The 24,754-nt window shown below is 71.7% G+C and carries 22 protein-coding genes; 15 read left to right on the forward strand and 7 right to left on the reverse strand.

Going from position 1 to position 24,754, the window contains the following annotated elements:
* A complete protein-coding gene (locus ACZ58V_RS24230) occupies positions 1–486 on the reverse strand; it encodes an Lrp/AsnC family transcriptional regulator (RefSeq protein ID WP_468198818.1) in 486 nt (161 codons plus the stop codon).
* A 190-nt stretch (positions 487–676) separates the two neighbouring features.
* Here ACZ58V_RS24230 and pdhA (ACZ58V_RS24235) point away from each other — a divergent pair, with 190 nt between their 5' ends.
* From pdhA (ACZ58V_RS24235) to ACZ58V_RS24260, 6 genes are all read left to right on the forward strand, one after another.
* Complete coding sequence (gene pdhA, locus ACZ58V_RS24235; RefSeq protein WP_468198632.1) at positions 677–1,828, forward strand: pyruvate dehydrogenase (acetyl-transferring) E1 component subunit alpha; 1,152 nt, start codon at positions 677–679, stop codon at positions 1,826–1,828.
* A complete protein-coding gene (locus ACZ58V_RS24240; RefSeq protein ID WP_452859295.1) occupies positions 1,825–2,829 on the forward strand; it encodes an alpha-ketoacid dehydrogenase subunit beta in 1,005 nt (334 codons plus the stop codon). The genes pdhA (ACZ58V_RS24235) and ACZ58V_RS24240 overlap by 4 nt, the downstream gene beginning before the upstream one ends.
* A complete protein-coding gene (locus tag ACZ58V_RS24245; RefSeq protein WP_471292162.1) occupies positions 2,829–4,136 on the forward strand; it encodes a dihydrolipoamide acetyltransferase family protein in 1,308 nt (435 codons plus the stop codon). The genes ACZ58V_RS24240 and ACZ58V_RS24245 overlap by 1 nt, the downstream gene beginning before the upstream one ends.
* Before the next feature lie 85 nt (positions 4,137–4,221).
* Positions 4,222–5,202, forward strand: a complete 981-nt coding sequence (locus tag ACZ58V_RS24250; protein WP_471292164.1) for an NTP transferase domain-containing protein — start codon at positions 4,222–4,224, stop codon at positions 5,200–5,202.
* Positions 5,199–6,569 (forward strand): molybdopterin molybdotransferase MoeA, encoded by a 1,371-nt coding sequence (locus tag ACZ58V_RS24255; protein ID WP_471292167.1) that lies wholly within the window; start codon positions 5,199–5,201, stop codon positions 6,567–6,569. Before ACZ58V_RS24250 ends, ACZ58V_RS24255 begins: the two co-directional genes overlap by 4 nt.
* Entirely contained in the window at positions 6,566–7,672 is a 1,107-nt protein-coding gene (locus tag ACZ58V_RS24260) for a potassium channel family protein (RefSeq protein ID WP_471292169.1), read from the forward strand. The genes ACZ58V_RS24255 and ACZ58V_RS24260 overlap by 4 nt, the downstream gene beginning before the upstream one ends.
* A gap of 41 nt (positions 7,673–7,713) precedes the next feature.
* Here ACZ58V_RS24260 and ACZ58V_RS24265 read toward each other — a convergent pair whose 3' ends face one another.
* Both ACZ58V_RS24265 and ACZ58V_RS24270 read right to left on the reverse strand, forming a co-directional pair.
* On the reverse strand, positions 7,714–8,562 hold the full coding sequence (locus tag ACZ58V_RS24265; RefSeq protein WP_471292172.1) for an ABC transporter permease: 849 nt from the start codon (positions 8,560–8,562) through the stop codon (positions 7,714–7,716).
* Entirely contained in the window at positions 8,559–9,596 is a 1,038-nt protein-coding gene (locus tag ACZ58V_RS24270; RefSeq protein ID WP_468198648.1) for an ATP-binding cassette domain-containing protein, read from the reverse strand. The genes ACZ58V_RS24265 and ACZ58V_RS24270 overlap by 4 nt, the downstream gene beginning before the upstream one ends.
* Before the next feature lie 170 nt (positions 9,597–9,766).
* Here ACZ58V_RS24270 and ACZ58V_RS24275 point away from each other — a divergent pair, with 170 nt between their 5' ends.
* Positions 9,767–10,756: an NAD(P)H-quinone oxidoreductase gene (locus tag ACZ58V_RS24275; protein WP_468198650.1), complete on the forward strand. Its 990-nt coding sequence runs from the start codon at positions 9,767–9,769 to the stop codon at positions 10,754–10,756.
* A 392-nt stretch (positions 10,757–11,148) separates the two neighbouring features.
* On the opposite strand, the gene ACZ58V_RS24280 is transcribed toward ACZ58V_RS24275, so the two are convergent.
* Entirely contained in the window at positions 11,149–11,499 is a 351-nt protein-coding gene (locus tag ACZ58V_RS24280; protein ID WP_471292175.1) for a hypothetical protein, read from the reverse strand.
* 306 nt (positions 11,500–11,805) lie between these two features.
* Between ACZ58V_RS24280 and ACZ58V_RS24285 the strand changes: the two genes are divergently transcribed.
* Positions 11,806–12,375, forward strand: coding sequence for a PadR family transcriptional regulator (locus ACZ58V_RS24285; RefSeq protein WP_468198654.1), 570 nt, complete (start codon positions 11,806–11,808; stop codon positions 12,373–12,375).
* An 85-nt stretch (positions 12,376–12,460) separates the two neighbouring features.
* Entirely contained in the window at positions 12,461–13,003 is a 543-nt protein-coding gene (locus ACZ58V_RS24290; RefSeq protein ID WP_189727119.1) for a bacterial proteasome activator family protein, read from the forward strand.
* 80 nt (positions 13,004–13,083) lie between these two features.
* On the opposite strand, the gene ACZ58V_RS24295 is transcribed toward ACZ58V_RS24290, so the two are convergent.
* On the reverse strand, positions 13,084–14,730 hold the full coding sequence (locus ACZ58V_RS24295) for a protein kinase domain-containing protein (protein WP_471292179.1): 1,647 nt from the start codon (positions 14,728–14,730) through the stop codon (positions 13,084–13,086).
* Between the two features lie 355 nt (positions 14,731–15,085).
* Here ACZ58V_RS24295 and ACZ58V_RS24300 point away from each other — a divergent pair, with 355 nt between their 5' ends.
* The 4 genes from ACZ58V_RS24300 to ACZ58V_RS24315 all read left to right on the forward strand — a co-directional run bounded on the left by ACZ58V_RS24300 (position 15,086) and on the right by ACZ58V_RS24315 (position 20,698).
* Positions 15,086–16,672: a protein kinase domain-containing protein gene (locus ACZ58V_RS24300; protein ID WP_471292181.1), complete on the forward strand. Its 1,587-nt coding sequence runs from the start codon at positions 15,086–15,088 to the stop codon at positions 16,670–16,672.
* Between the two features lie 430 nt (positions 16,673–17,102).
* Positions 17,103–18,305, forward strand: coding sequence for a pyruvate dehydrogenase (acetyl-transferring) E1 component subunit alpha (pdhA, locus tag ACZ58V_RS24305; protein ID WP_468198662.1), 1,203 nt, complete (start codon positions 17,103–17,105; stop codon positions 18,303–18,305).
* Position 18,306: 1 nt separating this feature from the next.
* Positions 18,307–19,284: an alpha-ketoacid dehydrogenase subunit beta gene (locus ACZ58V_RS24310; RefSeq protein ID WP_468198664.1), complete on the forward strand. Its 978-nt coding sequence runs from the start codon at positions 18,307–18,309 to the stop codon at positions 19,282–19,284.
* 10 nt (positions 19,285–19,294) lie between these two features.
* A complete protein-coding gene (locus ACZ58V_RS24315) occupies positions 19,295–20,698 on the forward strand; it encodes a dihydrolipoamide acetyltransferase family protein (RefSeq protein WP_468198666.1) in 1,404 nt (467 codons plus the stop codon).
* 161 nt (positions 20,699–20,859) lie between these two features.
* On the opposite strand, the gene ACZ58V_RS24320 is transcribed toward ACZ58V_RS24315, so the two are convergent.
* Entirely contained in the window at positions 20,860–21,759 is a 900-nt protein-coding gene (locus ACZ58V_RS24320; RefSeq protein ID WP_468198668.1) for a D-alanyl-D-alanine carboxypeptidase family protein, read from the reverse strand.
* Positions 21,760–21,977: 218 nt separating this feature from the next.
* On the opposite strand from ACZ58V_RS24320, the gene ACZ58V_RS24325 reads away from it, so the two are divergent.
* Both ACZ58V_RS24325 and ACZ58V_RS24330 read left to right on the forward strand, forming a co-directional pair.
* Positions 21,978–22,628, forward strand: coding sequence for a GntR family transcriptional regulator (locus tag ACZ58V_RS24325; RefSeq protein WP_468198671.1), 651 nt, complete (start codon positions 21,978–21,980; stop codon positions 22,626–22,628).
* Positions 22,625–23,920, forward strand: coding sequence for an MFS transporter (locus ACZ58V_RS24330; protein WP_471292186.1), 1,296 nt, complete (start codon positions 22,625–22,627; stop codon positions 23,918–23,920). The genes ACZ58V_RS24325 and ACZ58V_RS24330 overlap by 4 nt, the downstream gene beginning before the upstream one ends.
* A gap of 6 nt (positions 23,921–23,926) precedes the next feature.
* Here the strand turns inward: ACZ58V_RS24330 and ACZ58V_RS24335 are convergent, their stop codons facing one another.
* Entirely contained in the window at positions 23,927–24,664 is a 738-nt protein-coding gene (locus ACZ58V_RS24335; RefSeq protein WP_471292189.1) for an SAM-dependent methyltransferase, read from the reverse strand.
* Positions 24,665–24,754 lie beyond the last annotated feature (90 nt).

Below are 24,754 nucleotides of genomic sequence, written 5' to 3' on the forward strand. Positions count from 1 at the left end.
CTAGCCCTGCGGCTCCAGGTCCTCCTCCTCGAAGACCAGCAGCGTGCGGGTGCTGAGCACCTGCGGGATCGCCTGGAGGCGGGTCAGCACCAGTTCACGCAGGGACCGGTTGTCGGAGACGTGCACCAGCAGCAGCACGTCGAAGTCCCCGCCCACCAGGGCGATGTGGGAGGCGCCCGGCAGCCGTCTGAGCTCCTCGCGCACCGTGCGCCAGGAGTTCTGCACGATCTTCAGCGTGATGTACGCAGACGTCCCCTGACCGGCCCGTTCATGGTCGACGCGGGCGCCGAAGCCGCGGATGACACCGTCCTCGACGAGCCGGTTGATGCGGGCGTAGGCGTTGGCGCGCGAGACATGGACCCGTTCGGCGACCGACCGTATCGAGGCGCGGCCGTCCGCCTGGAGCATGCGCAGGATGTCCTGATCTATGGCGTCCAGGGGCCGCGGCGGCGGCAGCACACCGCTGACGTCCTGTCCTTCGGCCATTTGTTCAGATGCCACCTGCGCCGACCTCCCTACCATGGACGTACTGCGTCCATCACAGGCTGTGGAGAACCGTTTGTCCACAGCCTGAGGCCAGCCATAGCCAAATTGTGCCGTCGACCGAACAATCGGTAGGTGAGGCGGGTCACAGCCGACACGCCTCCCGTAGCCGCTCCCACGAGGAGGTGCCGTCATGACGGTCATGGAGCAGCGGGGCGCGTACCGGCCGACCCCGCCGCCCGCCTGGCAGCCCCGCATGGATCCCGCGCCGCTGCTGCCCGACGCCGAGCCGTACCGCGTCCTCGGCACCGAGGCCGCCGCGAAGGCCGACCCGGAACTGCTGCGGACGCTGTACGCGCAGCTGGTCCGAGGCCGCCGCTACAACGCGCAGGCCACCGCTCTCACCAAGCAGGGCCGCCTCGCCGTCTACCCCTCCACCACCGGGCAGGAGGCCTGCGAGGTCGCCGCCGCGCTCGTGCTGGAGGAGCGGGACTGGCTCTTCCCGAGCTACCGCGACACGCTCGCCGTGGTGGCCCGCGGGGTGGACCCCGTCGAGGCCCTCACGCTGCTGCGCGGTGACTGGCACACCGGCTACGACCCGTACGAGCACCGGGTCGCCCCGCTGTGTACCCCGCTCGCCACGCAGCTGCCGCACGCCGTGGGCCTCGCGCACGCCGCCCGCCTCAAGGGTGACGACGTGGTCGCGCTGGCCATGGTCGGCGACGGTGGCACCAGCGAGGGCGACTTCCACGAGGCGCTGAACTTCGCCGCCGTCTGGCAGGCCCCGGTGGTCTTCCTGGTGCAGAACAACGGCTTCGCGATCTCCGTCCCGCTCGCCAAGCAGACCGCGGCCCCGTCGCTGGCCCACAAGGCCGTCGGCTACGGCATGCCCGGCCGCCTGGTGGACGGCAACGACGCCGCGGCCGTGCACGAGGTGCTCTCCGACGCCGTACGGCACGCCCGCGCGGGCGGCGGTCCCACCCTGGTCGAGGCGATCACCTACCGCGTCGACGCCCACACCAACGCCGACGACGCGACCCGCTACCGCGGTGACGCCGAGGTCGAGACCTGGCGCGAGCACGACCCGATCCAGCTGCTGGAGCACGAGCTGACCACCCGCGGACTGCTCGACGAGGCCGGAAAGCAGGCCGCGCGGGACGCCGCCGAGACGATGGCCGCCGACCTGCGCGCGCACATGAACCAGGACCCGGCGCTCGACCCCATGGACCTGTTCACCCACGTCTACGCCGAGCCCACCCCGCAGCTGCGCGAGCAGCGGGAGCAGCTGCGGGCGGAGCTGGCGGCCGAGGCCGAGACCGGGCCGGAAGGGGACACGCACCGATGACCACCGTCGCCGTCAAGCCGGCCACCATGGCGCAGGCCCTCACGCGCGCGCTGCGCGACGCCATGGCCGCCGACCCCGCCGTGCACGTCATGGGTGAGGACGTCGGCACCCTCGGCGGCGTCTTCCGCGTCACCGACGGACTCGCGAAGGAGTTCGGCGAGGACCGCTGCACGGACACCCCGCTCGCCGAGGCGGGCATCCTCGGAACCGCAGTCGGCATGGCGATGTACGGCCTGCGGCCGGTCGTGGAGATGCAGTTCGACGCGTTCGCCTACCCGGCGTTCGAACAGCTCATCTCGCACGTGGCCCGGACGCGCAACCGCACCCGCGGCAAGATGCCCCTGCCGATCACCATCCGCGTCCCCTACGGCGGCGGCATCGGCGGAGTGGAGCACCACAGCGACTCCTCCGAGGCGTACTACATGGCGACTCCGGGGCTCCATGTGGTCACACCCGCCACCGTCGCCGACGCCTACGGCCTGCTGCGCGCCGCCATCGCCTCCGACGACCCGGTCGTCGTCCTGGAGCCGAAGCGGCTGTACTGGTCGAAGGACTCCTGGAACCCCGAGGAGCCGACGCCCGTTGAACCGATAGGCCGCGCGGTGGTGCGGCGCTCGGGCCGGAGCGCCACGCTCATCACGTACGGGCCGTCCGTACCCGTCTGCATGGAGGCGGCCGAGGCGGCCCGGGCCGAGGGCTGGGACCTCGAAGTCGTCGACCTGCGCTCCCTGGTGCCGTTCGACGACGAGACGGTGTGCGCCTCGGTGCGGCGGACGGGACGCGCGGTCGTCGTCCACGAGTCGGGTTCCTTCGGGGGCCCGGGCGGGGAGATCGCGGCCCGGGTCACGGAGCGCTGCTTCCACCACCTGGAGGCGCCGGTGCTGCGCGTCGCCGGGTTCGACGTCCCGTATCCGCCGCCGATGCTGGAGCGCCACCACCTGCCCGGTGTGGACCGGATCCTGGATGCCGTGGGGCGTCTGCAGTGGGAGGCCGAGAGCTGATGGCACAGGTGTTGGAGTTCAAGCTGCCCGACCTCGGTGAGGGGCTCACCGAGGCCGAGATCGTGCGCTGGCTGGTGGAGATCGGCGACGTGGTCGCCATCGACCAGCCGGTCGTCGAGGTCGAGACGGCCAAGGCGATGGTCGAGGTGCCGTGCCCCTACGGCGGTGTGGTCACGGCCCGCTTCGGCGAGGAGGGCACGGAGCTGCCCGTCGGGGCGCCGCTGATCACGGTGGCGGTGGGGGAACGGGCGCCGTCCGGCGGCGGTGCGGAAGAGGCCGGGACCGAGGGCTCGGGCAACGTCCTCGTCGGGTACGGCACCTCCGAGGCACCCGCGCGGCGACGCAGGGTGCGGCAGGAGCCGGGGGCCGGTGCCGCCCCCGCCACGGCGGTGAACGGGCGGGCGGGTGTCCCCGAGGCCGAGGACGGCCCCCTCCCCGTGATCTCGCCCCTGGTCCGCAGGCTGGCCCGGCAGAACGGCCTCGACCTGCGGGAGCTGACCGGCTCCGGGCCCGACGGGCTGATCCTGCGGGCGGATGTGGAGTACGCCCTGCGCGCCGCGCCCCGGCCCGCTCCGGCAGCGGCCCCCGCGCCCCGGCCGGCCGCGACAGCCGCCCCGGGCGAGATCCGTACGCCCCTCAAGGGCATGCGGGGCGCCGTCGCGGACAAGCTGTCCCGCAGCCGCCGCGAGATCCCCGACGCGACCTGCTGGGTCGACGCCGACGCCACGGAGCTCATGCGGGCACGGACCGCCATGAACACGGCCGGCGGGCCGAAGATCTCCCTCCTGGCCCTGCTGGCCCGGATCTGCACCGCGGCCCTCGCCCGGTTCCCCGAGCTCAACTCCACCGTGGACGCGCAGGCCAGGGAGGTCGTCCGGTTCGACCACGTGCATCTGGGCTTCGCGGCGCAGACCGACCGGGGGCTCGTGGTCCCGGTGGTCAGGGACGCGCACGCGCGGGACGCCGAGTCGCTGACCGCGGAGTTCGCCCGGCTGACCGAGGCGGGCCGGACCGGGACGCTGACGCCCGGCGAACTCACCGGCGGGACCTTCACGTTGAACAACTACGGAGTCTTCGGCGTCGACGGCTCCACACCGATCATCAACCACCCCGAGGCCGCCATGCTCGGCGTCGGCCGCATCGTCCCCAAGCCCTGGGTGCACGAGGGCGAGCTGGCGGTGCGGCAGGTCGTCCAGCTCTCGCTCACCTTCGACCACCGCGTGTGCGACGGCGGTACGGCGGGCGGCTTCCTGCGCTACGTGGCGGACTGCGTGGAACAGCCGGCGGTGCTGCTGCGGACGCTCTGATTCCTCTCCGGCGCTCGGCCGTTCCTGGTGATCGCGTCCCTTCCCCCGCGTTCCATGTGATCGCGGGGGCACGCATACTCGGGGGGTGACCGCGTACGAGCCTCCCGGTGAACCCGGCGTCGGCCCCGGCCCCGCGCAGGGGACGGACCCCGCCGTCTACGACGCCGTCGTGCTCGCCGGTGGTGCCGCCCGGCGCCTCGGGGGCGCGGACAAACCCGGGGTGCGGGTCGGCGGGCGTGCCCTGCTCGACCGTGTGCTCGCCGCGTGCGACGGCGCCCGCGCCACCGTCGTCGTGGCCGCGCCCCGGCCGACGGCACGGCCCGTGACCTGGGCCCGCGAGGACCCGCCCGGCGGCGGACCGCTCGCCGCGCTCGACGCCGGGCTCCGGCACACCACGGCGGAGCACGTCGTGGTGCTCTCCGCCGACCTGCCGTTCCTCGAGGAGCGGACCGTCGGCCGGCTGCTGGGCACGCTGCGGGGGAGCGCCGCCGACGGCGTGCTGCTGACCGACCCGGACGGCCGTGACCAGCCGCTCGTCGCCGCGTACCGCACCCGGCGGCTGCGCGAGACGCTCGCCCTCCTCGCCGACCGGCACGGCGGTCCGCACGGTCTTCCCCTGCGGCGCCTCACCGCCGAGCTGGACCTCACCCGCGTCTCCGATCCCGTCGCGTCTTTCGACTGCGACACCTGGGACGACATCGCCTCCGCCAGGGCACGCATCAGGGAGCATGGGCACGTGTTGGATGAATGGATTTCCGCGGTCAAGGACGAGCTGGGGATCGACCTCGACGTCGATGTGAAAGAGCTGCTCGACCTCGCCCGCGACGCCGCCCATGGTGTGGCCAGGCCCGCCGCGCCGCTGACCACCTTCCTCGTCGGCTACGCGGCCGCGCGGGCCGGCGGGGGACCCGAGGCCGTCGCCGAGGCCGCCCGCAAGGCCGTGGCCCTCGCGGCCCGCTGGGCGGAGGAGAGCACCCCGGAAGCCTCGGTGGCCCCGAAGGCCCCGGGGGACCGGCCCGACGTCGCCCCCGACGCGACGCCCGACACCCGCCCGGACGCCGGATGACCCCGCCCGGCACCCGCACCGGTGAGGACGCCGAGGATCTCGACGTCGAGGAGGTGCTCGCCCTCGTGAACAACAGCAACGGCACCCATCTGCCCGACCCCGCCGCACGAGGGGAGCAGGACAGCACCCCCACACCCCGGAAGCCGGACACCCGGCACCGGGCCACCCCCTGGCCACAGGCCCGGGACATCGCCGAGCGCGCCGCCCGGAGCGCCGCCCGGGCCGCCCGCCGCGACCCGGTCTCCGTGCCGCTCGACGCCGCCCTCGGCCTCACCCTGGCCACCCCCCTCGACGCCCTCACCGACCTCCCCTCCTTCGACACCTCCGCGATGGACGGCTGGGCGGTCGCCGGGCCCGCCCCCTGGGACGTACGGGACGAGGGCGTCCTGGCCGGGCACACCGCGCAGGCGCCCCTGACCGACGGCGAGGCCGTCCCGATCGCCACCGGCGCCCGCATCCCCGCGGACACCACGGCCGTCCTGCGCAGCGAGCACGGCCGCACCGACGACAAGGGCCGTCTGCACGCGACCAGGGGCGTCGTCCCCGGCCAGGACATCCGCCCCCGGGGCCAGGAATGCCGCACCGGCGACCAACTCCTGCCCGTCGGCACCCTCGTCACCCCGGCCGTGCTCGGGCTCGCCGCGGCGGCCGGATACAACACGGTCACCGCCGTCCCCCGCGCCCGCGCCGAAGTCCTCGTCCTCGGCGACGAGTTGCTCACCGAGGGGCTGCCGCACGACGGTCTGATCCGGGACGCGCTCGGCCCGATGCTGCCGCCCTGGCTGCGTGCGCTCGGCGCCGAGGTGACCGCCGTACGACGCGTCCGGGACGACGCCGGCGCCCTGCGCAAGGCGGTGACCGCGTCCGACGCCGATGTCATCGTCACCACCGGCGGCACCGCCGCGGGTCCCGTCGACCACGTCCACCCCACCCTGCGCCGTATCGGGGCCGAACTCCTCGTGGACGGCGTCAAGGTGCGCCCCGGCCACCCCATGCTGCTGGCCCGCATCACGGAGACCCAGCATCTCGTCGGGCTGCCGGGCAACCCGCTCGCCGCCGTCTCCGGACTGCTGACGCTCGCCGAACCGCTGCTGCGGACCCTCGCGGCCCGCCCGGCCCCGGAGCCGTACATGCTGCCGCTCAGGGACGCCGTGCACGGGCACCCGCACGACACCCGGCTCGTGCCCGTCGTCCTGCGCGGCGACCAGGCCGTGCCGCTGCACTACAACGGCCCGGCCATGCTGCGCGGTATCGCGGCGGCCGACGCGCTGGCCGTCGTGCCCCCGGGCGGAGCCCGTCCGGGGCAGGAGGCGGAACTGCTCGACCTGCCCTGGGCGTCCGCAGGGATCGGGGTGTGTTTCACGTGAAACTTCCGGGCCAGGACGTGATCGCCCGCCAGGCGGACGAGCATCTGGTGACCCATCGGGTGAAACTCCCGAAGAAAGTGGTGGAGCACCCGATCCGCCAGGTCCTCAAGCGGCTCTCCATGGCGCTGGGGCTCCTCGTCGTCACCGCGCTGATCGTCTACGCCGACCGCGACGGCTACAACGACAACGCGGGCGGCGGCCTCACCCTCCTCGACGCCTTCTACTACGCCACCGTCACCCTCTCCACCACGGGCTACGGTGACATCACCCCCGCCGGCGACGCCGCCCGGCTCACGAACATCCTCGTCATCACGCCCCTGCGTGTGCTGTTCCTGATCATCCTGGTCGGCACCACCCTCGAAGCCCTCACCGAACGCACTCGGGAGGAGTGGCGACTGACCCGCTGGAGGTCCACGTTGCGCGATCACACCGTCGTCGTCGGTTTTGGGACGAAGGGCAGGTCGGCGATCCGGACCGTCTGCGCGACGGGCCTGAAGAAGGAACAGGTCGTCGTGGTCGACCCCAGTTCCAAGGTCGTCGACGCCGCGACCGCGGAGGGCTACGCGGGCATCGTCGGGGACGCGACCCGCAGCGAGGTGCTGAAGCGGGCCGAGGTGCACAAGGCGCGTCAGATCATCATCGCGACCCAGCGCGACGACACGGCGGTCCTGGTGACGCTGACGGCCCGGCAGCTCAACCGCGGGGCGAAGATCGTGGCCACTGTGCGGGAGGAGGAGAACGCGCCGCTGCTCAAGCAGTCCGGCGCCGACGGTGTCGTCACCAGCGCCAGCGCCGCCGGCCGCCTGCTCGGCCTGTCCGTGCTCAGCCCCTCCGCCGGCATGGTGATGGAGGACCTCATCCATCAGGGCAGCGGGCTCGACATCGTCGAACGGCCGGTCGTCAAGGCCGAGGTGGGCAAGACCCCGCGTGAGATCGCCGACCTGGTGGTCAGTGTCATACGCGGCCACCGGGTGCTCGGCTACGACGATCCGGCCGTGGGGAGGCTGGAGTTGACCGACCGGCTCATCACGATCGTGCGGAAGACACCGGCGACACAGGTCGCCCCCGACATCCGTCCGATGCCGCCGATGCCCCGCAACTGACCAGCCGGGTGGGTCGGGCTACTTCCGGGTGTACAACCGCATCACTTCCGGTTGTACAACCGCATCGTGACCGGCCCGAAGACCAGCACGAACAGTCCGGCCCAGCCCAGCGACCAGGCGACCTCGTCGGCCGGCCAGTCGCCGCCCATCAGGCCGCGCACCGCCGACGCCAGATGGGTGATGGGGCTGTTGTTCACGAAGGCCTGGAGCCAGCCCGGCATGGTCGTCGGGTCGACGAAGACGTTGGACAGGAAGGTGAGCGGGAAGATCACCATCATGCTGACGCCCATCACCGACTTCTCGGTGCGCAGCATCAGCCCGAACATCGTCCAGATCCACGAGAAGGCGAACGAGAAGAGCACCAGCAGGGCGATCCCGGCGAGCACACCGCCGATGCCGCCGTCCGGCCGGTAGCCCAGGATGATGCCGACCGTGAGCATCACGACCGACGCGATCGTGTACCGCAGGGCGTCGCCGAGCAGATAGCCGACCATGGTCGACGGCCGCCAGATCGGCAGCGTGCGGAACCGGTCGAAGACGCCCTTCTCGATGTCCGTGTTGACCGAGACACCCGTGTACATCGTGATCATCACGACCGACATCACGAGGATGCCCGGCAGCAGGAACTGGATGTACTCCTTCGGCGAGCCGGCCAGCGCCCCGCCGAACAGGTACGTGTACATCAGCACCATCATGATCGGGAACGCCGTGACGTCGAAGAGCTGCTCCGGCACGTGCTTGATCTTGAGGATCGCCCGCCAGCCGAAGGTCATCGAGGCCGACCATGCGCTGGGCCGCGCGGGCCGCTCCTTGGCGATGAGCAGGGCGGCGAGGGACTCGGTGCTGACCGGGGCGAGTTCCTTGGCCTCGGTGGTCGTCGTGGTGCTCATGCCGCCACCTCGTCCTTCGGGTCGTGGGAGCCGGAGCCGGAGTCGGCCGTGCGGTCCGGGGCGTGCGTGTCGTGCCCGGTGAGGGCGAGGAACACCTCGTCCAGGCTGGGCTGGCCCAGCGAGAAGTTGTCGACGGTGATCCCGGCGTGGGCCAGTTCGTTCAGCGCGCGGGCGGCCTGCTGGGCCGCGCTGTCGTCGCTCGCCGCCGTACCGAGTCGGGCGGTCAGGGCCACCGGGTCGGGCTCCGGCTGCACCTGCGCGTCGAGGGTCCGGCGCAGCAGGTCGGCCGCGAGGCTCCGTTGGCCGGGATCTCGTAGCCGCAGATGGACGGATCCGGAGCCGACGGACGACTTCAGCTCGCCCTTGGTGCCCTCGGCGATCACCCGGCCGCGGTCGATGACGGCGATCCGGGACGCCAGCTGGTCGGCCTCGTCCAGATACTGCGTGGTCAGCAGCACGGTGGTGCCCTGGGCGACCACGGCCCGCACGATGTCCCACACCTGGTTGCGGCTGCGCGGATCGAGGCCGGTCGTCGGCTCGTCGAGGAACAGCAGGTCGGGGGTGCTGAGGATGGACGCGGCGATGTCGATCCGGCGCCGCATACCGCCCGAGTAGTGCTTGACCTGCTTCGCGGCGGCCTCCGTGAGGCCGAAGGCCTCCAGGAGCTGGGCGGCGCGCTCCCGGGCGGCCTTCTTGTGGTGGCCGAGCAGCCGGCCCAGCAGGACCAGGTTCTCGGTGCCGGTGAGGTCCTCGTCCACCGACGCGTACTGGCCGGTGAGGCTCACCCGGGCGCGCACCTCGTCCGCCTCGCGGACGATGTCGTGGCCGAAGACATGCGCTTCGCCGCCGTCCGGGCGCAGGAGTGTGGCGAGCATCTTCACGGTGGTGGTCTTGCCGGCGCCGTTCGGGCCGAGGACGCCGTAGACCGTGCCGGCGGGCACGGACAGGTCGACTCCGTCGACGGCCCTGGTCTCGCCGAACGTCTTCACCAGGCCCGCGGTCTCGATCGCCAGGCCGGACGTTTGCGTGCTCATGCTTCGGGTCCTTCCGAGTACGTGGGCTACGCATGGGGAGACCTTTACGGTCGCGCAAACTCATCGGTCCCGCATATGGATTTTCGCCAGAACCGGACCAATGACGTAGGGGGAGCCGACCTGAGGACGGAGCGGACTCCGTCCGGCGACCGAGGAGTACCGTCCCAGTCATGTATGCGATCACGATTCCCGAACCTGGTGGGCCCGAGGCGCTGGTCTGGGACGAGGTCCCGGATCCCGTGCCCGGCGAGGGCGAGGTCCTGGTCGAGGTGACGGCCGGTGCCGTCAACCGGGCCGACATCCTGCAGCGGCAGGGCTTCTACGACCCGCCGCCCGGCACGCCCCCCTACCCCGGCCTGGAGTGCTCCGGGCGGATCGCCGGGATCGGCACCGGCGTCTCAGGCTGGAGCGTGGGCGACGAGGTGTGCGCGCTGCTCTCCGGAGGCGGTTACGCCGAGAAGGTGGTGGTCCCGGCCGGACAGCTGCTGCCCGTGCCCGAGGGCGTCGGCCTGCGGCAGGCCGCGGCACTGCCCGAGGTGACCTGCACGGTCTGGTCGAACGTCTTCATGATCGCCCACCTGCGCCCCGGCGAGACGCTCCTCGTGCACGGCGGCTCCAGCGGCATCGGCACCATGGCGATCCAGCTCGCCAAGGCCGTCGGTGCCAGGGTCGCCGTCACGGCGGGCACCCAGGAGAAGCTGGACCGGTGCGCCGAACTGGGAGCCGACATCCTGGTCAACTACCGCGAGCAGGACTTCGTCGAAGAGGTCAGGAAGGCCACGGACGGCGCCGGGGCCGATGTCATCCTCGACAACATGGGCGCCAAGTACCTGGAGCGCAACGTCAAGGCCCTCGCCGTCAACGGCCGCCTCGCGATCATCGGCATGCAGGGCGGCGTCAAGGGCGAGCTGAACATCGGCGCGCTCCTCGCCAAGCGCGGCGCGATCAGCGCGACGTCCCTGCGGGCCCGTCCGCTCGAGGAGAAGGCGGCCATCGTCGCGGCCGTACGCGAACACGTCTGGCCCCTCTTCCCCGGCGGCCACCTGCGCCCGGTCATCGACCGCGAACTCCCCATGCCAGACGCCACCACCGCCCACCAGGTCCTGGAGGACAGCGGACACATCGGCAAGGTATTGCTGATCGCCCCGCGGGGGGCTTGACGCGGGCCTCGGAAGGGGCGCGGCCCGGGGCTGCTGGAAACGCCCTCGGGTGCGTCGCAGTCGGGGGTGTTCGGGGCGGGCCTCGGGGGTGGTGCAGCCCGGGGTTCTCGAGCGGGCTTGGGGCGCGGTGCAGCCCGGGGGTTCTCGAGCGGGCCTCGCCTCCGCCGCCGGGTGGTGCCCCAGCGCGCTCTAGCCGGAGGGTGCTTGAAGCGGGCCCTGGACGCGGCGCAGCCCGGGGGTGCTCGGCACGCCCCCAGCCGCGCTCGCAACCGCAGGGCGCTTGAAGCAGGCACCCAGGCGCGGCGCAGCCCGACGGCGCGTGCAGCCGGCCCGGGCGGGACACGCGACCGCGGGGCGTCTGAAACGGCCCCGCAAGGGGCCGACCGCGTCCCCTACGCGCGCCGCAGCCGGAGTCCCACGAACGCCAGGCCCAGGCCGAGTCCGATCAGGACCAGCCCGCTGCCCAGCGGCAGGATCCGGAGTACGGGTCCGACAGGGCGGTCGGTCTGTGGTGCGGCCTCGCGTACGGGTGGCTCCGTCGGTGCCGGGGGCTCGGGAACGGCGGGGACGGCCTCCCGGGACGCCTCGGGGACGGCGGTGGCCTCGCGGGCGTCGCGGGCCTCCCGCTCCCCCTCGGGCTCCTCCGGCCGCCCCGGCCGGTCCCGTCCCTCACCGGCCCGGCTCCCGGCCCGCGAGGGCTCCCCGGGCGCGGACGGGGCCGACAAGGCGGAGGGGGCGGCCACCGCCCCGGCCTCTTCGTCGTACGCGAGGACAGAGGGGACAGAGGGGACAGAGGGGGCAGAGGCAGCAGAACCGTAGGCCTGGACAGATCCGCAGGGTGAGACGACCGCACCCGCCCCCAAGGCGACCACCAGTCCGGTCGCCCGCAGTGCGCGTAGCCATGGAGTCACGTTGGTGACCCCCTCCCGCCGTGCCCGGTAGGGCAAGATCGGCAAGTTCGGTTATTTCGAGGCAATCAGCCTCACACCGCCCCGGACGTCCGGCACTCCGGGTTCGGCCGACGGGCGGAATCGCTGCACAATCCGGTTATGTCCATACGTCACGGACTGCTCGCGCTCCTGGCGGCCGGCCCCCGCTACGGGTCACGCCTGCGCACCGACTTCGAGGCCCGCACCGGCGGGACCTGGCCGCTGAACATCGGGCAGGTCTACACGACGCTGGGCCGCCTCGAACGGGACGGCCTGGTGGCCCAGGAGGGCGTCGACGAGGCGGGGCGGGCGCTGTACGCGCTCACCGAGGCCGGCCGGGCCGAGCTGCGCGCCTGGTACGCCCGCCCTGTCGAACGCGCGAGCCCGCCGCGCGACGAGTTGGCCATCAAGCTGGTGATGGCCGTCGGAGCGGACGGCGTCGACGTACGGGAGGTCGTCGAGGCCCAGCGCCGGCACGTGACGCAGGCGCTCCACGACCACGTCCGGCAGCGGGCCGAGGCCCTGGCCCGCGCACCCGGGCACCCCCACGAGATGGCCCGGCTGCTCGTCCTGGAACAGCTCGTCTTCCAGGCCGAGGCCGAGGTCCGGTGGCTGGACCACTGCGAAGCCCGACTGCTGCGCCTCACCCGTGAGGTGGAACCCCCCTCCGGGGAGCAACCCGGGCCCTGACCGATACGTCTGTCGAAACAGGGTGGATCAGCTTCCCGTGGGGGCACCACGGAGGTGAGGTGCAGGCGTGCGAGAGAATGGCGACATGGAGATGCCGAGAAACGAACGGTCGCCGGAGAGCCCGCAGATCCTGGTCGTGGGCCAGGACGGCATGGCGCTCGGGGGCGGCAGCGGAGACGAGGACTCCCGCGAGATCCCGGTCACGGAACAGGTCGAGCAGCCCGCCAAGGTCATGCGGATCGGCAGCATGATCAAGCAGCTGCTCGAGGAAGTGCGCGTGGCGCCCCTGGACGAGGCCAGCCGGGTCCGCCTCAAGGAGATCCACGCCAGCTCGGTGAAGGAGCTGGAGGACGGTCTGGCGCCCGAGCTGGTCGAGGAGCTGGAGCGGCTCTCCCTGCCCTTCACGGACGAGACGACCCCCAGCGACGCGGAACTGCGCATCGCGCAGGCCCAGCTGGTCGGCTGGCTCGAGGGACTCTTCCACGGGATCCAGACGACGCTGTTCGCCCAGCAGATGGCGGCCCGCGCCCAGCTGGAGTCGATGCGCCGCGCCCTCCCGCCGGGCGTCGGTCACGAGGGCCTCGACGAGCAGCACCCGGGCGCCCGTTCCGGCGGGCCGTACCTGTAGGCCCGCTACAGACCTCCCTGAACAGAAACAGGAAGGGCCCCGCGGCCGAAGCCGCGGGGCCCTTCCTCGTGTCCGGGGCGTCAGGACGGCGGGTTGCCCGTCGAGACGTTGAGCTCGATGATCGGCATGTCGTCCGGGTCGACATCGGTGCCCTTGGACGGGAACTGGTTCATGACCGTGCCCTGGCCGTAGGTGTTCTCGTCCACGTTCTTGGTGCTGACCTGCCAGCCGGCCGCCTGGGCGCAGGACTTGACCGACGCGATGTTCATGAACTTGAAGTCCGGGATCTGGATCTTGTCGGGGTCGTTGTACGACTCCTCCGGCTCCGTGCACTCCTCGGAGTCGATCGTCTTCGACGTGTCCGGCCCGCGGTAGCCGGCCTTCTTGGAGGCCGAGGCCGAGGCGCTCGCGCCGCTGCCCCCGCCGCCCTTGTCGTCCTCGCTTCCGCCGTTCATCAGCAGGGCCGCGACCAGCCCGCCGACGGCCACGACGGACACGATGACGGAACCGATGATCACCGGCTTGTTGCTCTTGCCACCGCCCTGCGAGCCGGGCGCGGTCTGCGGCGTGAGGTTGTACGGCGGCGGGGTCGACGGGCCCGGCTGCGGGGAGTACCCGGCCGGGTGCGGCGTCTGGTAGCCGCCCTGCTGCGGATAGCCGTACGCCGGGGACGGCGCCGACGGGGCGGGGGTGCCGTACGGGTTCGGGGGCGGGGTCGGCTGGTACGGCGTCTGGACCTGGCCCGAGGCGGCCGGGGGCGCCTGGTCGACCGGCGGGAACACGGCCGAGCCGACACCCGCGCCGCTCGGCGCCTGCGTGCCCGGGACGATGCTCGGCGGGGCGGCGTGGAAGGACGCCGCCACGCGCAGGCACTCGTCGCGCATGGCCTCGGAGCTGGGGAAACGCTCGTTGGGGTTCTTCTTCAGCGCCCGGGCGATCAGCGCGTCCACGGCCGGCGGCAGCGCCCGGTTGATCGTGGACGGAACCGGCGGCTCCTCCTGGACGTGTGCATACGCGATGGCCAGCGGCGAGTCCGCCTCGAACGGCAGCCGCCCGGTGACCAGTTGGAACAGCATGACGCCGACCGAGTACAGGTCGGAGCGGGCGTCCACGCCACGGCCGAGGGCCTGTTCCGGTGAGAGGTACTGCGGAGTGCCGACGACCATGCCGGTCTGCGTCATCGACGTCACACCGGACTGCATGGCGCGGGCGATGCCGAAGTCCATGACCTTGACCACGCCGCGCTTGGTCATCATCACGTTGCCCGGCTTGATGTCGCGGTGGACCAGGCCCATCTCGTGGCTGATCTCCAGCGCGGCCAGCACATCCGCGGTGATCTTCAGCGCCTTGTCGGCGGGCATCGCGCCCTGCTGCCGTACGTCCTCGTCGAGGACCGAGCCGAGCGGGCGGCCCTCGACGTACTCCATGACGATGTACGGCGTCGTCATGGAGTCGAGGGTGTCCTCGCCGGTGTCGAAGACCGAGACGATGTTGGTGTGCGTGAGCTTGGCCACGGACTGGGCCTCGCGGCGGAACCGCTCGCGGAAGGCCTGCTCCCGGCCGAGCTCGGTGTGAAGTGTCTTGATCGCGACCTGTCGGTCGAGCACGCTGTCGTACGCGAGGTGCACCGAGGCCATGCCGCCCTGGCCGAGGAGGTCACGCAGCTGATAGCGGCCACTGGCGAGCGCCCGCCCCGTGTACTGCCCCTGTGCGCCGTCCTGGCTCATGTTCCGTGTCCCCCGTAGCTCCCCTGGGAGCTGCCGACTGCCGCTGATCCGTCTGATCCGTCGTTGATCCAAACCGCCATTCCCGGCCAAGTCTGCCCCAGGGCACGGACACGTCAAGCTCGGTGCCCGTTCCGTGACCGTACGCGAAAGAAGCGTCGCGGAAGCGTTACCGGGGGTGTGCGGCCGGTACGCAGAATTTGCACGAGAGTGCTGAGTAAAGGTTTCATGGCGCGTCCGTCCCGTGCCGGTCCTGGCACCCGTCTCGGACCGGCGGCTTGCGCGGAGGCTGTAGCGTGGCCGACGGAGACCGTAACAACACCGCGCGCACCGCGGGCAGAAACGACGGCGAGGACTGATGGCACAGCAGCAGCGCGCTCAGGGCCCGTCCGAACCCGAGGCGACTGGCGGCGGCATGTCGGACGCGCCGGAGGTCTGGGGTAACGGCGGGTTGGTCGGGGACGGCCGGTACCGGCTGACCCACAGACTCGGCCGGGGCGGCATGGCCGAGGTGTTCGCAGCCGAGGACGTCCGCCTCGGACGCACCGTGGCCGTCAAGCTGCTCCGCTCCGACCTCGCCGAGGACCCGGTGTCCAAGGCGCGCTTCACGCGCGAGGCCCAGTCGGTGGCCGGCCTCAACCACCACGCGATCGTCGCCGTGTACGACTCCGGCGAGGACATCGTCGGCGGCCAGCCGCTCCCCTACATCGTCATGGAGCTGGTCGAGGGCCGCACCATCCGCGACCTCCTGCTGAACGCCGAGGCACCGGGCCCCGAACAGGCCCTGATCATCGTCTCGGGCGTCCTGGAGGCGCTCGCCTACTCGCACCAGCACGGCATCGTGCACCGCGACATCAAGCCCGCCAACGTCATCATCACGCACAACGGCGCGGTGAAGGTGATGGACTTCGGCATCGCCCGCGCCCTGCACGGCGCGCAGTCCACGATGACGCAGACCGGCATGGTCATGGGCACCCCGCAGTACCTGTCCCCGGAGCAGGCGCTCGGCAAGGCCGTCGACCACCGCTCCGACCTGTACGCCACGGGCTGCCTGCTCTACGAACTCCTCTCGTTGCGCCCGCCGTTCACCGGCGAGACCCCGCTGTCGGTGGTCTACCAGCACGTCCAGGACATCCCGACGCCGCCGTCCGAGGCCTCCGACGTCTGTCCGCCGGAGCTGGACGGCATGGTCATGCGCTCCCTCGCCAAGGAGCCCGACGACCGTTTCCAGACGGCCGAGGAGATGCGCGGGCTGGTCCAGTACGCGCTCCAGATGCTCTACGACCAGGGCGGCCACACCGGCACCTGGAACACCGGCCCGGTCGACATGCACGAGGGCCGGCACACCCCGTCGGGCGGCTTCGCCCACACGGCCGTGATGGGCCACCCCGGCGATGTCTCCGGCACCGCGCAGATCCCCTCGCCGATACTTCCCGCCGGCTATGGCGGCGGGGACGACGGCGGCTTCGAGGGCCGCGGCAACAAGGGCAGCGGCCGCGGCAAGCTGTGGATCCTCGCCGTGCTCGCGGTGATCGCCGTGGCGGCGGGTGTCGCCCTGGCGCTGCAGAACACCGGCGGCGACACGAAGGGGCCCACCGACAACAAGAAGTCGCCGACCACCTCACAGACGGAAGACAAGAAGACTCCGAGCGAGACGCCGAGCGACGAGGCGACGGACGAGCCGACCGACACGTCGACGGACGACGGCACCGGCACGAGCTCCGGCGGCGGCGGATGGACCCCGTCGTACACCCCGTCCTACACGCCGTCCCCGAGCACTCCCGAGACGCCGACGGACCAGCCGACGGACCAGCCGACCACCGCGGAGCCGACCGGCGAGCCGACGGACGAGGAGCCCTCGGACCCGGAGACTCCTCCGGAGGAGGAGACGGGCGGTGCCGACGGCGGCGCCACGGGCAGCGTCGTCGGAGGCGCGGGCGGCTGACCGACCTGCTCGGACGGCCGAATCGGACCGCCGAATCGGACAGCCGAAGAAGAACACATCACGCGCGCGTGGGACCCGGAAACGGGATCCACGCGCGCGTGCCGTTTCGCCGCGCCGACAAGTTGGCTCTTCCCGTGACCTGGGTCACCGGGTTAACGTGCGGTTGCTCCGGCCTCCTGCAAGGCTGTGACCAGGGCCCCTTTCCCGCCTTCCCGATTTACTTGGAAATCCAAGCAAAATCGCAGGTCAGATGGGGTTTCACAGAAATGTGGAGCACTGGGTAACGTGCTTGTTGCAGGGCGCTCGCCGGGGCACCTGTCACGCCTGTTCCCGGCCGAGTGGCACCCACCCCGTGCCCCGGTGGCCGAGAACAGGTGAGCCGCACTGGCCTACCGGCAACCCCGGGGGCCGGACCGACGGAGGAGCACACGTGACCGTGGAGAGCACTGCCGCGCGCACATCGCGACGCAGCGCCGGAAGCAAGGCCGGCACCACCGGCACCAAGGGCACCACCCGCACGCCTGCGAAGAAGGCAGCCGCGAAGAAGGCCGCCGAACCCCAGCTCGTGCAGCTGCTGACGCCCGAGGGCAAGCGCGTCAAGAACGCCGAGTACGACAAGTACGTCGCCGGTGTCACCCCGGAAGAGCTCCGCGGCCTGTACCGCGACATGGTGCTCACCCGCCGCTTCGACGCCGAGGCCACCTCCCTGCAGCGCCAGGGCGAGCTGGGCCTGTGGGCCTCGCTGCTCGGCCAGGAGGCCGCCCAGATCGGCTCGGGCCGGGCCCTGCGCGACGACGACTACGTCTTCCCCACCTATCGCGAGCACGGCGTCGCCTGGTGCCGCGGGGTGGACCCGACCAACCTGCTCGGCATGTTCCGCGGCGTGAACAACGGCGGCTGGGACCCGAACAGCAACAACTTCCAGCTCTACACGATCGTCATCGGCTCCCAGACGCTGCACGCCACGGGCTACGCGATGGGCGTCGCCAAGGACGGCGCCGACAGCGCGGTGATCGCCTACTTCGGCGACGGCGCCTCCAGCCAGGGCGACGTCGCCGAGTCGTTCACCTTCTCCGCGGTCTACAACGCCCCGGTCGTGTTCTTCTGCCAGAACAACCAGTGGGCCATCTCCGAGCCGACCGAGAAGCAGTCCCGCGTCCCGATCTACCAGCGCGCGCAGGGCTTCGGCTTCCCGGGCGTACGGGTGGACGGCAACGACGTGCTCGCCTGCCTCGCGGTCACCCGCTGGGCCCTGGAGCGGGCCCGCTCCGGCGAGGGCCCGACCCTCGTCGAGGCGTTCACCTACCGCATGGGCGCCCACACCACCTCCGACGACCCGACCCGCTACCGGGGCGACGAGGAGCGCCAGGCCTGGGAGGCCAAGGACCCGATCCTGCGCCTTCGCCGGTTCCTGGAGACCTCAAACCACGCGGACGAGGGATTCTTCGAGGAACTGGAGGCCGAGTCCGAGGCGTTGGGTAAACGAGTGCGCGAGGCGGTCCGTGCCATGCCGGACCCGGACCACTTCGCGATCTTCGAGAACGTCTACGCGGACGGACACGCGCTCGTCGACGAGGAGCGCGCCCAGTTCGCCGCGTACCAGGCGTCGTTCGCCGATGAGGGGGGCAACTGACATGGCCGACAAGATGGCACTCGCCAAAGCGATCAACGAGTCGCTGCGCCACGCCCTGGAGGCCGACCCCAAGGTCCTGATCATGGGCGAGGACGTCGGCAAGCTCGGCGGCGTCTTCCGGGTGACGGACGGTCTGCAGAAGGACTTCGGCGAGAGCCGCGTCATCGACACCCCGCTGGCCGAGTCGGGCATCGTCGGCACGGCGATCGGCCTGGCCCTGCGCGGCTACCGCCCGGTGGTGGAGATCCAGTTCGACGGCTTCGTCTTCCCGGCGTACGACCAGATCGTCACCCAGCTCGCGAAGATGCACGCCCGCTCCCTGGGCAAGGTCAAGCTCCCGGTCGTCGTGCGCATCCCCTACGGCGGCGGCATCGGCGCGGTGGAGCACCACTCGGAGTCCCCCGAGGCGCTCTTCGCGCACGTCTCGGGCCTGAAGGTCGTCAGCCCGTCCAACTCCTCGGACGCGTACTGGATGATGCAGCAGGCCATCCAGAGCGACGACCCGGTGATCTTCTTCGAGCCCAAGCGCCGCTACTGGGACAAGGCCGAGGTCGCCACGGAGGCGATCCCGGGCCCGCTGCACAAGGCCCAGGTGGTCCGCGAGGGCACCGACCTCACCCTCGCCGCCTACGGCCCGATGGTGAAGCTCTGTCAGGAGGTCGCGGACGCGGCCGCCGAGGAGGGCAGGAACCTCGAGGTCCTGGACCTGCGCTCGGTCTCCCCGCTCGACTTCGACTCCATCCAGGCGTCGGTGGAGAAGACGCGCCGGCTGGTCGTGGTCCACGAGGCCCCGGTGTTCTTCGGCTCCGGCGCGGAGATCGCCGCGCGGATCACGGAGCGCTGCTTCTACCACCTGGAGGCCCCGGTGCTCCGTGTCGGCGGCTACCACGCGCCGTACCCGCCGGCCCGCCTGGAGGAGGAGTACCTGCCGAACCTGGACCGGGTGCTGGATGCCGTCGACCGCTCGCTGGCGTACTGAGGAGAGGGTCGTGACGACGATGACGGAAGCGTCCGTACGCGAGTTCAAGATGCCGGACGTGGGTGAGGGGCTCACCGAGGCCGAGATCCTCAAGTGGTTCGTCCAGCCCGGCGACAAGGTCACCGACGGCCAGGTGGTGTGCGAGGTCGAGACGGCGAAGGCGGCCGTCGAGCTGCCCATCCCGTACGACGGCGTGGTCAGGGATCTGCACTTCCCCGAGGGCACCACGGTCGACGTGGGCACGTCGATCATCGCGGTCGACGTGAGCGGAGGGGCCGCGCCGGCCGAGCCGCGGGCGGAAGCCCCCCAGGCCGCTGAAGAACCGAAGGCGGAGGGCTCGGGCCGCCAGCCGGTCCTGGTCGGCTACGGGGTGGCGACCTCGTCCACCCGCCGTCGCCCCCGCAAGGGCCCGGAGGTCCCGGTACAGCAGGCCTCGACCGCGGTCCAGACCGAGCTGAACGGCCACGGTGCGGCGCCCTCGGCCGCCCCCGCCGTCAAGGAACGCCCGCTGGCCAAGCCCCCGGTCCGCAAGCTGGCCAAGGATCTGGGCGTCGACCTGACGACGGTCGTCCCGACCGGTCCGGACGGCATCATCACCCGCGAGGACGTGCACGCGGCGGTGGCCCCGCCGCAGGCACCGCGGCCGGAGGTCCCCGCGGTCCCCGCGACCGCCGCCCCGGCGCCCGCGCCGGCGGCGGTGTCGTACGACACCGCCCGCGAGACCCGCATCCCGATCAAGGGCGTCCGCAAGGCGACGGCGGCGGCGATGGTGGGCTCGGCGTTCACGGCGCCGCATGTCACGGAGTTCGTGACGGTCGACGTGACGCGCACGATGAAGCTGGTCGAGGAGCTGAAGGAGGACAAGGAGTTCGCGGGCCTGCGCGTGAACCCCCTCCTGCTGATCGCCAAGGCCCTGCTCGTCGCGATCAGGCGCAACCCGGACGTCAACGCGTCCTGGGACGAGGCCGCCCAGGAGATCGTGGTCAAGCACTACGTGAACCTGGGCATCGCGGCCGCGACCCCGCGCGGCCTGATCGTCCCGAACATCAAGGACGCCCACGCCAAGACGCTGCCGCAGCTCGCCGAGTCGCTGGGCGAGCTGGTGTCGACCGCCCGGGACGGCAAGACGTCCCCGGCGGACATGCAGAACGGCACGGTGACGATCACCAACGTCGGTGTCTTCGGCGTCGACACGGGCACGCCGATCCTCAACCCCGGCGAGTCCGCGATCCTCGCGGTCGGTGCGATCAAGCTCCAGCCGTGGGTCCACAAGGGCAAGGTGAAGCCCCGCCAGGTCACCACCCTGGCCCTGTCCTTCGACCACCGCCTGGTCGACGGCGAGCTGGGCTCGAAGGTCCTGGCGGACGTGGCGGCGATCCTGGAGCAGCCGAAGCGTCTGATCACCTGGGCGTGAGCCGACCGCGGCGGCCCCTTGCCCTCGGGCGGGGGGCCGCCGGCGTCTGTCCGGAGAGTTGGCCGACCGTGTGCCGAAGCCCGTCCGGGCTGGTCTCAAAGCGAAGGGGGCTCACCGCCGTCGGCGGTGAGCCCCCTTCGTAGTGCCTGTTCTGCCTTGTCCTACTTGGCGAAGCCGTAGTTCAGCAGCTTCGTCGCGTCGGACTTGCGGGTGGGCCCGTCGGTCGAGGCGAGAACCGTGCCGATGACCGTCTTGCCGTTCCGCGTGGCCGCGAAGACCAGGCAGTACTTGGCCTCCGGGCCGGAACCGGTCTTCACGCCGATCGCGCCGGTGTAGCTCGCGAGCAGCGGGTTGGTGTTCTCCCACGCGGCCATCGTCCGCGTGCCGCCGGACTTCGTGGTCGTCTTCGCCGTGTACTTCTTCGTCTTGACGACCGTGCGGAACGTGGAGTTCTTCATGGCGTTGCTGGCGAGCTTCGTCAGGTCGCGCGGCGTGGAGTAGTTGCTGCCCTTGCCGATGCCGTCGAACGAGTCGAAGTGGGTGTTCTTCAGACCCAGGTTCTTGGCGGTCGTGTTCATCTTGCCGATGAACGACTTCACGCGCGCCGCCCGCGTCGAGCCCGAGCCGAACTTGTCGGCGAGCGCGTACGCCGCGTCGCAGCCGGACGGCAGCATCAGCCCGTACAGCAGCTGGCGGACGGTGACCTTGTCGCCGACGATCAGCTTGGCGTTCGACGCCCAGTTGTTGTCGACGATGTAGTCGCTGTACGCCTTCTGGATCGTGACCTTGCTGTCCAGGTTGAGGTTCGACTGCTTCAGCACCACCAGAGCGGTCATGATCTTGGTGGTCGAGCCGGTCGAGCGACGCGTGTCGGCAGCCTTGGTGTAGAGCGACTTGCCGGTCGCGTTGTTCATCACGTAGCCGCCCTTGGCGACGATCGTGGGCGCCGTGGCGGCCTGCGCCGGCGCAACGGTGAGGGCTCCGGTCGCGAGCATGGCGCCGGTGGTGACGGCGACGGCCGCGGCTCTACGGAGACGGGTGCCCTTAATGCCGGTTATCAAGTGAAGTACCCCGATTGCGTTGAATGCCCCAGGCGTGCGGCCGAATTGAGGACGAGGGGAAAGGAGCCGCACGTGTCTGACTTGTAACTAGCACAGTTGGTTGTGCCGTTGCCGAGGGGGACCCGCCCTTTGCCACAGACGTGTGACATTTGAGCCCGCGTGAGTCCGCATCCTGGACGGATACATCCATGCGTACCTGATGTATCTATGCTGTCGGCATGACCCTGGCCGTGAAGCACCCTCCCGCCGCCGACCGTGTGTACACCCACGTCAAGCAGGGCGTCCTGGAGCGTCGCTACGAGGGCGGGACCCTGCTCACCGAGGGCGAACTCGCCGAGGCCGTCGGCGTTTCCCGCACGCCGGTGCGCGAGGCGCTGCTCCGGCTGGAGGTCGAGGGGCTGATCAGGCTCTACCCGAAGAAGGGCGCCCTCGTGCTGCCCGTCTCCGCGCAGGAGATCGCCGACGTCGTGGAGACCCGGCTGCTCGTCGAGGAACACGCGGCGCGCAAGGCCGTGCCCGCGCCCCCCGGGCTCATCGAGCGCCTCGAAGCGCTCCTCACCCGGCAGAAGGAGCAGGCCGCCGCCGGAGACCTGGCCGCGGCCGCCGTCACCGACCGCTGTTTCCACGCCGAGATCGTCCGCAGCGGCGGCAACGAGATCCTCTCCCGCCTCTACGACCAGCTGCGCGACCGCCAGCTGCGCATGGGCGTCGCCGTCCTGCACTCCCACCCCGACCGGATCGCCAAGACCCTCACCGAACACGAGGAGATCCTCGAAGCGCTGCGCTCCGGGGACGCCGAGGCGGCCGTCGGGCTCGTCCACCGCCACGTCGGCTGGTTCTCGCACCTGGCGCGGGGGGAGGTCCGATGAGCGTCGGCATACTGCCGGGCGATCCACCGGGCGGCCGGCGGGCCCTGGCCGTCTGGGGCACCGGCGTCTCGGTCTACTTCGTCGCGGTCATCTTCCGCACGTCCCTGGGCGTGGCCGGCCTCGACGCCGCCGACCGCTTCCACGTCAACGCCTCCGCCCTGTCCACCTTCTCCATCCTCCAGCTGCTGGTCTACGCGGGCATGCAGATACCCGTCGGCCTGCTCGTGGACCGGCTCGGCACCAAGAAGGTGCTGGCGCTGGGGGCGGTGCTGTTCACCGCCGGGCAGCTGGGCTTCGCGTTCTCCCCGTCGTACGGCATGGCGCTCGCCTCCCGGGCGCTGCTCGGCTGCGGCGACGCGCTGACGTTCATCAGCGTGCTGCGGCTGGGCACCCGGTGGTTCCCGGCCCGGCGCGGGCCGCTCGTCGCCCAGTTCTCGGGCCTGGTGGGCATGGCCGGCAACCTCGTCTCCACGCTCGTCCTGGCCCGGCTGCTGCACGGCATCGGCTGGACGGCGGCGTTCGCGGGCAGCGCGGTCGCCGGGGCCGTGGTGCTCGTGCTGGTGCTGCTGTTCCTGAAGGACCACCCGGAGGGCCACGAGCCGGCACCCCTCCCGCACCAGGGCGCGGCCTACGTACGGCGCCAGATCGCCGCCTCCTGGCGGGAGCCGGGGACCCGGCTCGGGATGTGGGTGCACTTCACGACCCAGTTCCCGGCGATGGTCTTCCTGCTGCTGTGGGGCCTGCCGTTCCTGGTCGAGGCGCAGGGGCTGTCCCGCGCCACAGCCGGTGAACTCCTCACGCTCGTCGTGCTGTCGAACATGGGCGTCGGCATGGTCTACGGCCAGATCGTCGCCCGGCACCACGAGGCGCGGCTGCCCATCGCGCTCGGCACGGTCGGCACGACGGCGGTCCTGTGGGCGGCGACGCTGGCCTACCCCGGCGAGCACGCCCCGATGTGGCTGCTGATCGTGCTGTGCACGGTCCTCGGGGCGTGCGGGCCCGCGTCGATGATCGGCTTCGACTTCGCCCGCCCGGCGAACCCGCCAGAGCGGCAGGGCACCGCCTCCGGCATCACCAACATGGGCGGCTTCGTGGCCTCCATGACCACGCTGTTCGCCGTCGGTGTCCTGCTGGACGCCACCGGCGACGACTACGGCATCGCCTTCTCGGCGGTGTTCGTGCTCCAGGCCCTCGGCGTCAGCCAGATCCTGCGCCTGCGCAAGCGTGCCGCCCGGCGCGAGCGCGAACGCCTGGTGGCGAGCCGGGTGGAGACGGTGCACGTACCGGCGTGACGGGTGTCAGGCGGCCGGTACGAGGGTGAGGTAGGCCAGCCCCAGGACACCGCGGTACGTCAGCCACCGGGCACGGTGCCGGTCCGCGCGCTCCCTGGTCTCGGCCGCGAGCGGGTGCCCGGGATGCTCGGCGAGCCACACCTCGACGTCCGCCAGGTACGCCGACTCGAACTCCTCCCACTCGTCGAGGCTCGCGGTCTCCGTCCACTCCGGCCTGAACCCGGCCTCGATCGCCAGGTCCACGAGGGTCGCGAGGTCGGGGTGGTCGGTCACGGCGGCGTCCGGCCACATGCCGGACAGTTCGGCCGGGGTCGGGGTGCGCTGCCAGAACCCCTCACCGAGCAGTACCCGACCGCCGTCGGCGACGCGTAGGCGGAGTTCCTTCAGTGCCTCGGGGAGCCGGTCGCCGAGGGCCTGGCTCGCGCCCAGGCACAGGACGAGGTCGGCCGGCTCGTGGGCGGTCTCGGTGGCGGACCCCTCGACGAGACGGACCCGCTCGGCCAGGCCGCGCGCCCTGGCGGCCTCGCGGCCCCGGGCCAGGGCTTCCGTGTCGATGTCCATGCCGGTGCCGGTGGCGTCCGGGGCTGCGGTCAGGACGCGGAGCATGAGCTCGGCCCAGCCGCAGCCGATGTCCAGGACGGTGGTGGGGGTGTTGGCGGCCAGGCGTGCGACGAGTCGGTCGGCTCGTGTTTCGGACAGCGGGCCGTGGAAGGTGAGTCGGGTGTGGCGGGGTGGGGTGGTCATGGGCGGGACGCTACGTGGGGCGGTGGGCTCGCGGCATGGGGTTTTCGGGGCCCGGGGGTTGGTGCTGGGGCCGGGTGGGTGCGCGGCTCG

This window comes from Streptomyces sp. NPDC040589 (genome assembly GCF_055594445.1).

Excerpts from the sequence above, each read along its gene's own strand:
- ACZ58V_RS24240 (WP_452859295.1), top strand. The coding sequence starts at position 1,825 with ATGACCACCGTCGCCGTCAAGCCGGCCACCATGGCGCAGGCCCTCACG.
- ACZ58V_RS24335 (WP_471292189.1), bottom strand. The coding sequence starts at position 24,664 with ATGACCACCCCACCCCGCCACACCCGACTCACCTTCCACGGCCCGCTG.
- ACZ58V_RS24265 (WP_471292172.1), bottom strand. The coding sequence starts at position 8,562 with ATGAGCACCACGACGACCACCGAGGCCAAGGAACTCGCCCCGGTCAGC.
- ACZ58V_RS24310 (WP_468198664.1), top strand. The coding sequence starts at position 18,307 with ATGGCCGACAAGATGGCACTCGCCAAAGCGATCAACGAGTCGCTGCGC.
- ACZ58V_RS24230 (WP_468198818.1), bottom strand. The coding sequence starts at position 486 with ATGGCCGAAGGACAGGACGTCAGCGGTGTGCTGCCGCCGCCGCGGCCC.
- ACZ58V_RS24275 (WP_468198650.1), top strand. The coding sequence starts at position 9,767 with ATGTATGCGATCACGATTCCCGAACCTGGTGGGCCCGAGGCGCTGGTC.
- ACZ58V_RS24270 (WP_468198648.1), bottom strand. The coding sequence starts at position 9,596 with ATGAGCACGCAAACGTCCGGCCTGGCGATCGAGACCGCGGGCCTGGTG.
- pdhA (WP_468198632.1), top strand. The coding sequence starts at position 677 with ATGACGGTCATGGAGCAGCGGGGCGCGTACCGGCCGACCCCGCCGCCC.
- ACZ58V_RS24300 (WP_471292181.1), top strand. The coding sequence starts at position 15,086 with ATGGCACAGCAGCAGCGCGCTCAGGGCCCGTCCGAACCCGAGGCGACT.
- ACZ58V_RS24330 (WP_471292186.1), top strand. The coding sequence starts at position 22,625 with ATGAGCGTCGGCATACTGCCGGGCGATCCACCGGGCGGCCGGCGGGCC.
- ACZ58V_RS24290 (WP_189727119.1), top strand. The coding sequence starts at position 12,461 with ATGGAGATGCCGAGAAACGAACGGTCGCCGGAGAGCCCGCAGATCCTG.
- ACZ58V_RS24255 (WP_471292167.1), top strand. The coding sequence starts at position 5,199 with ATGACCCCGCCCGGCACCCGCACCGGTGAGGACGCCGAGGATCTCGAC.
- ACZ58V_RS24325 (WP_468198671.1), top strand. The coding sequence starts at position 21,978 with ATGACCCTGGCCGTGAAGCACCCTCCCGCCGCCGACCGTGTGTACACC.
- ACZ58V_RS24295 (WP_471292179.1), bottom strand. The coding sequence starts at position 14,730 with ATGAGCCAGGACGGCGCACAGGGGCAGTACACGGGGCGGGCGCTCGCC.
- ACZ58V_RS24245 (WP_471292162.1), top strand. The coding sequence starts at position 2,829 with ATGGCACAGGTGTTGGAGTTCAAGCTGCCCGACCTCGGTGAGGGGCTC.
- ACZ58V_RS24285 (WP_468198654.1), top strand. The coding sequence starts at position 11,806 with ATGTCCATACGTCACGGACTGCTCGCGCTCCTGGCGGCCGGCCCCCGC.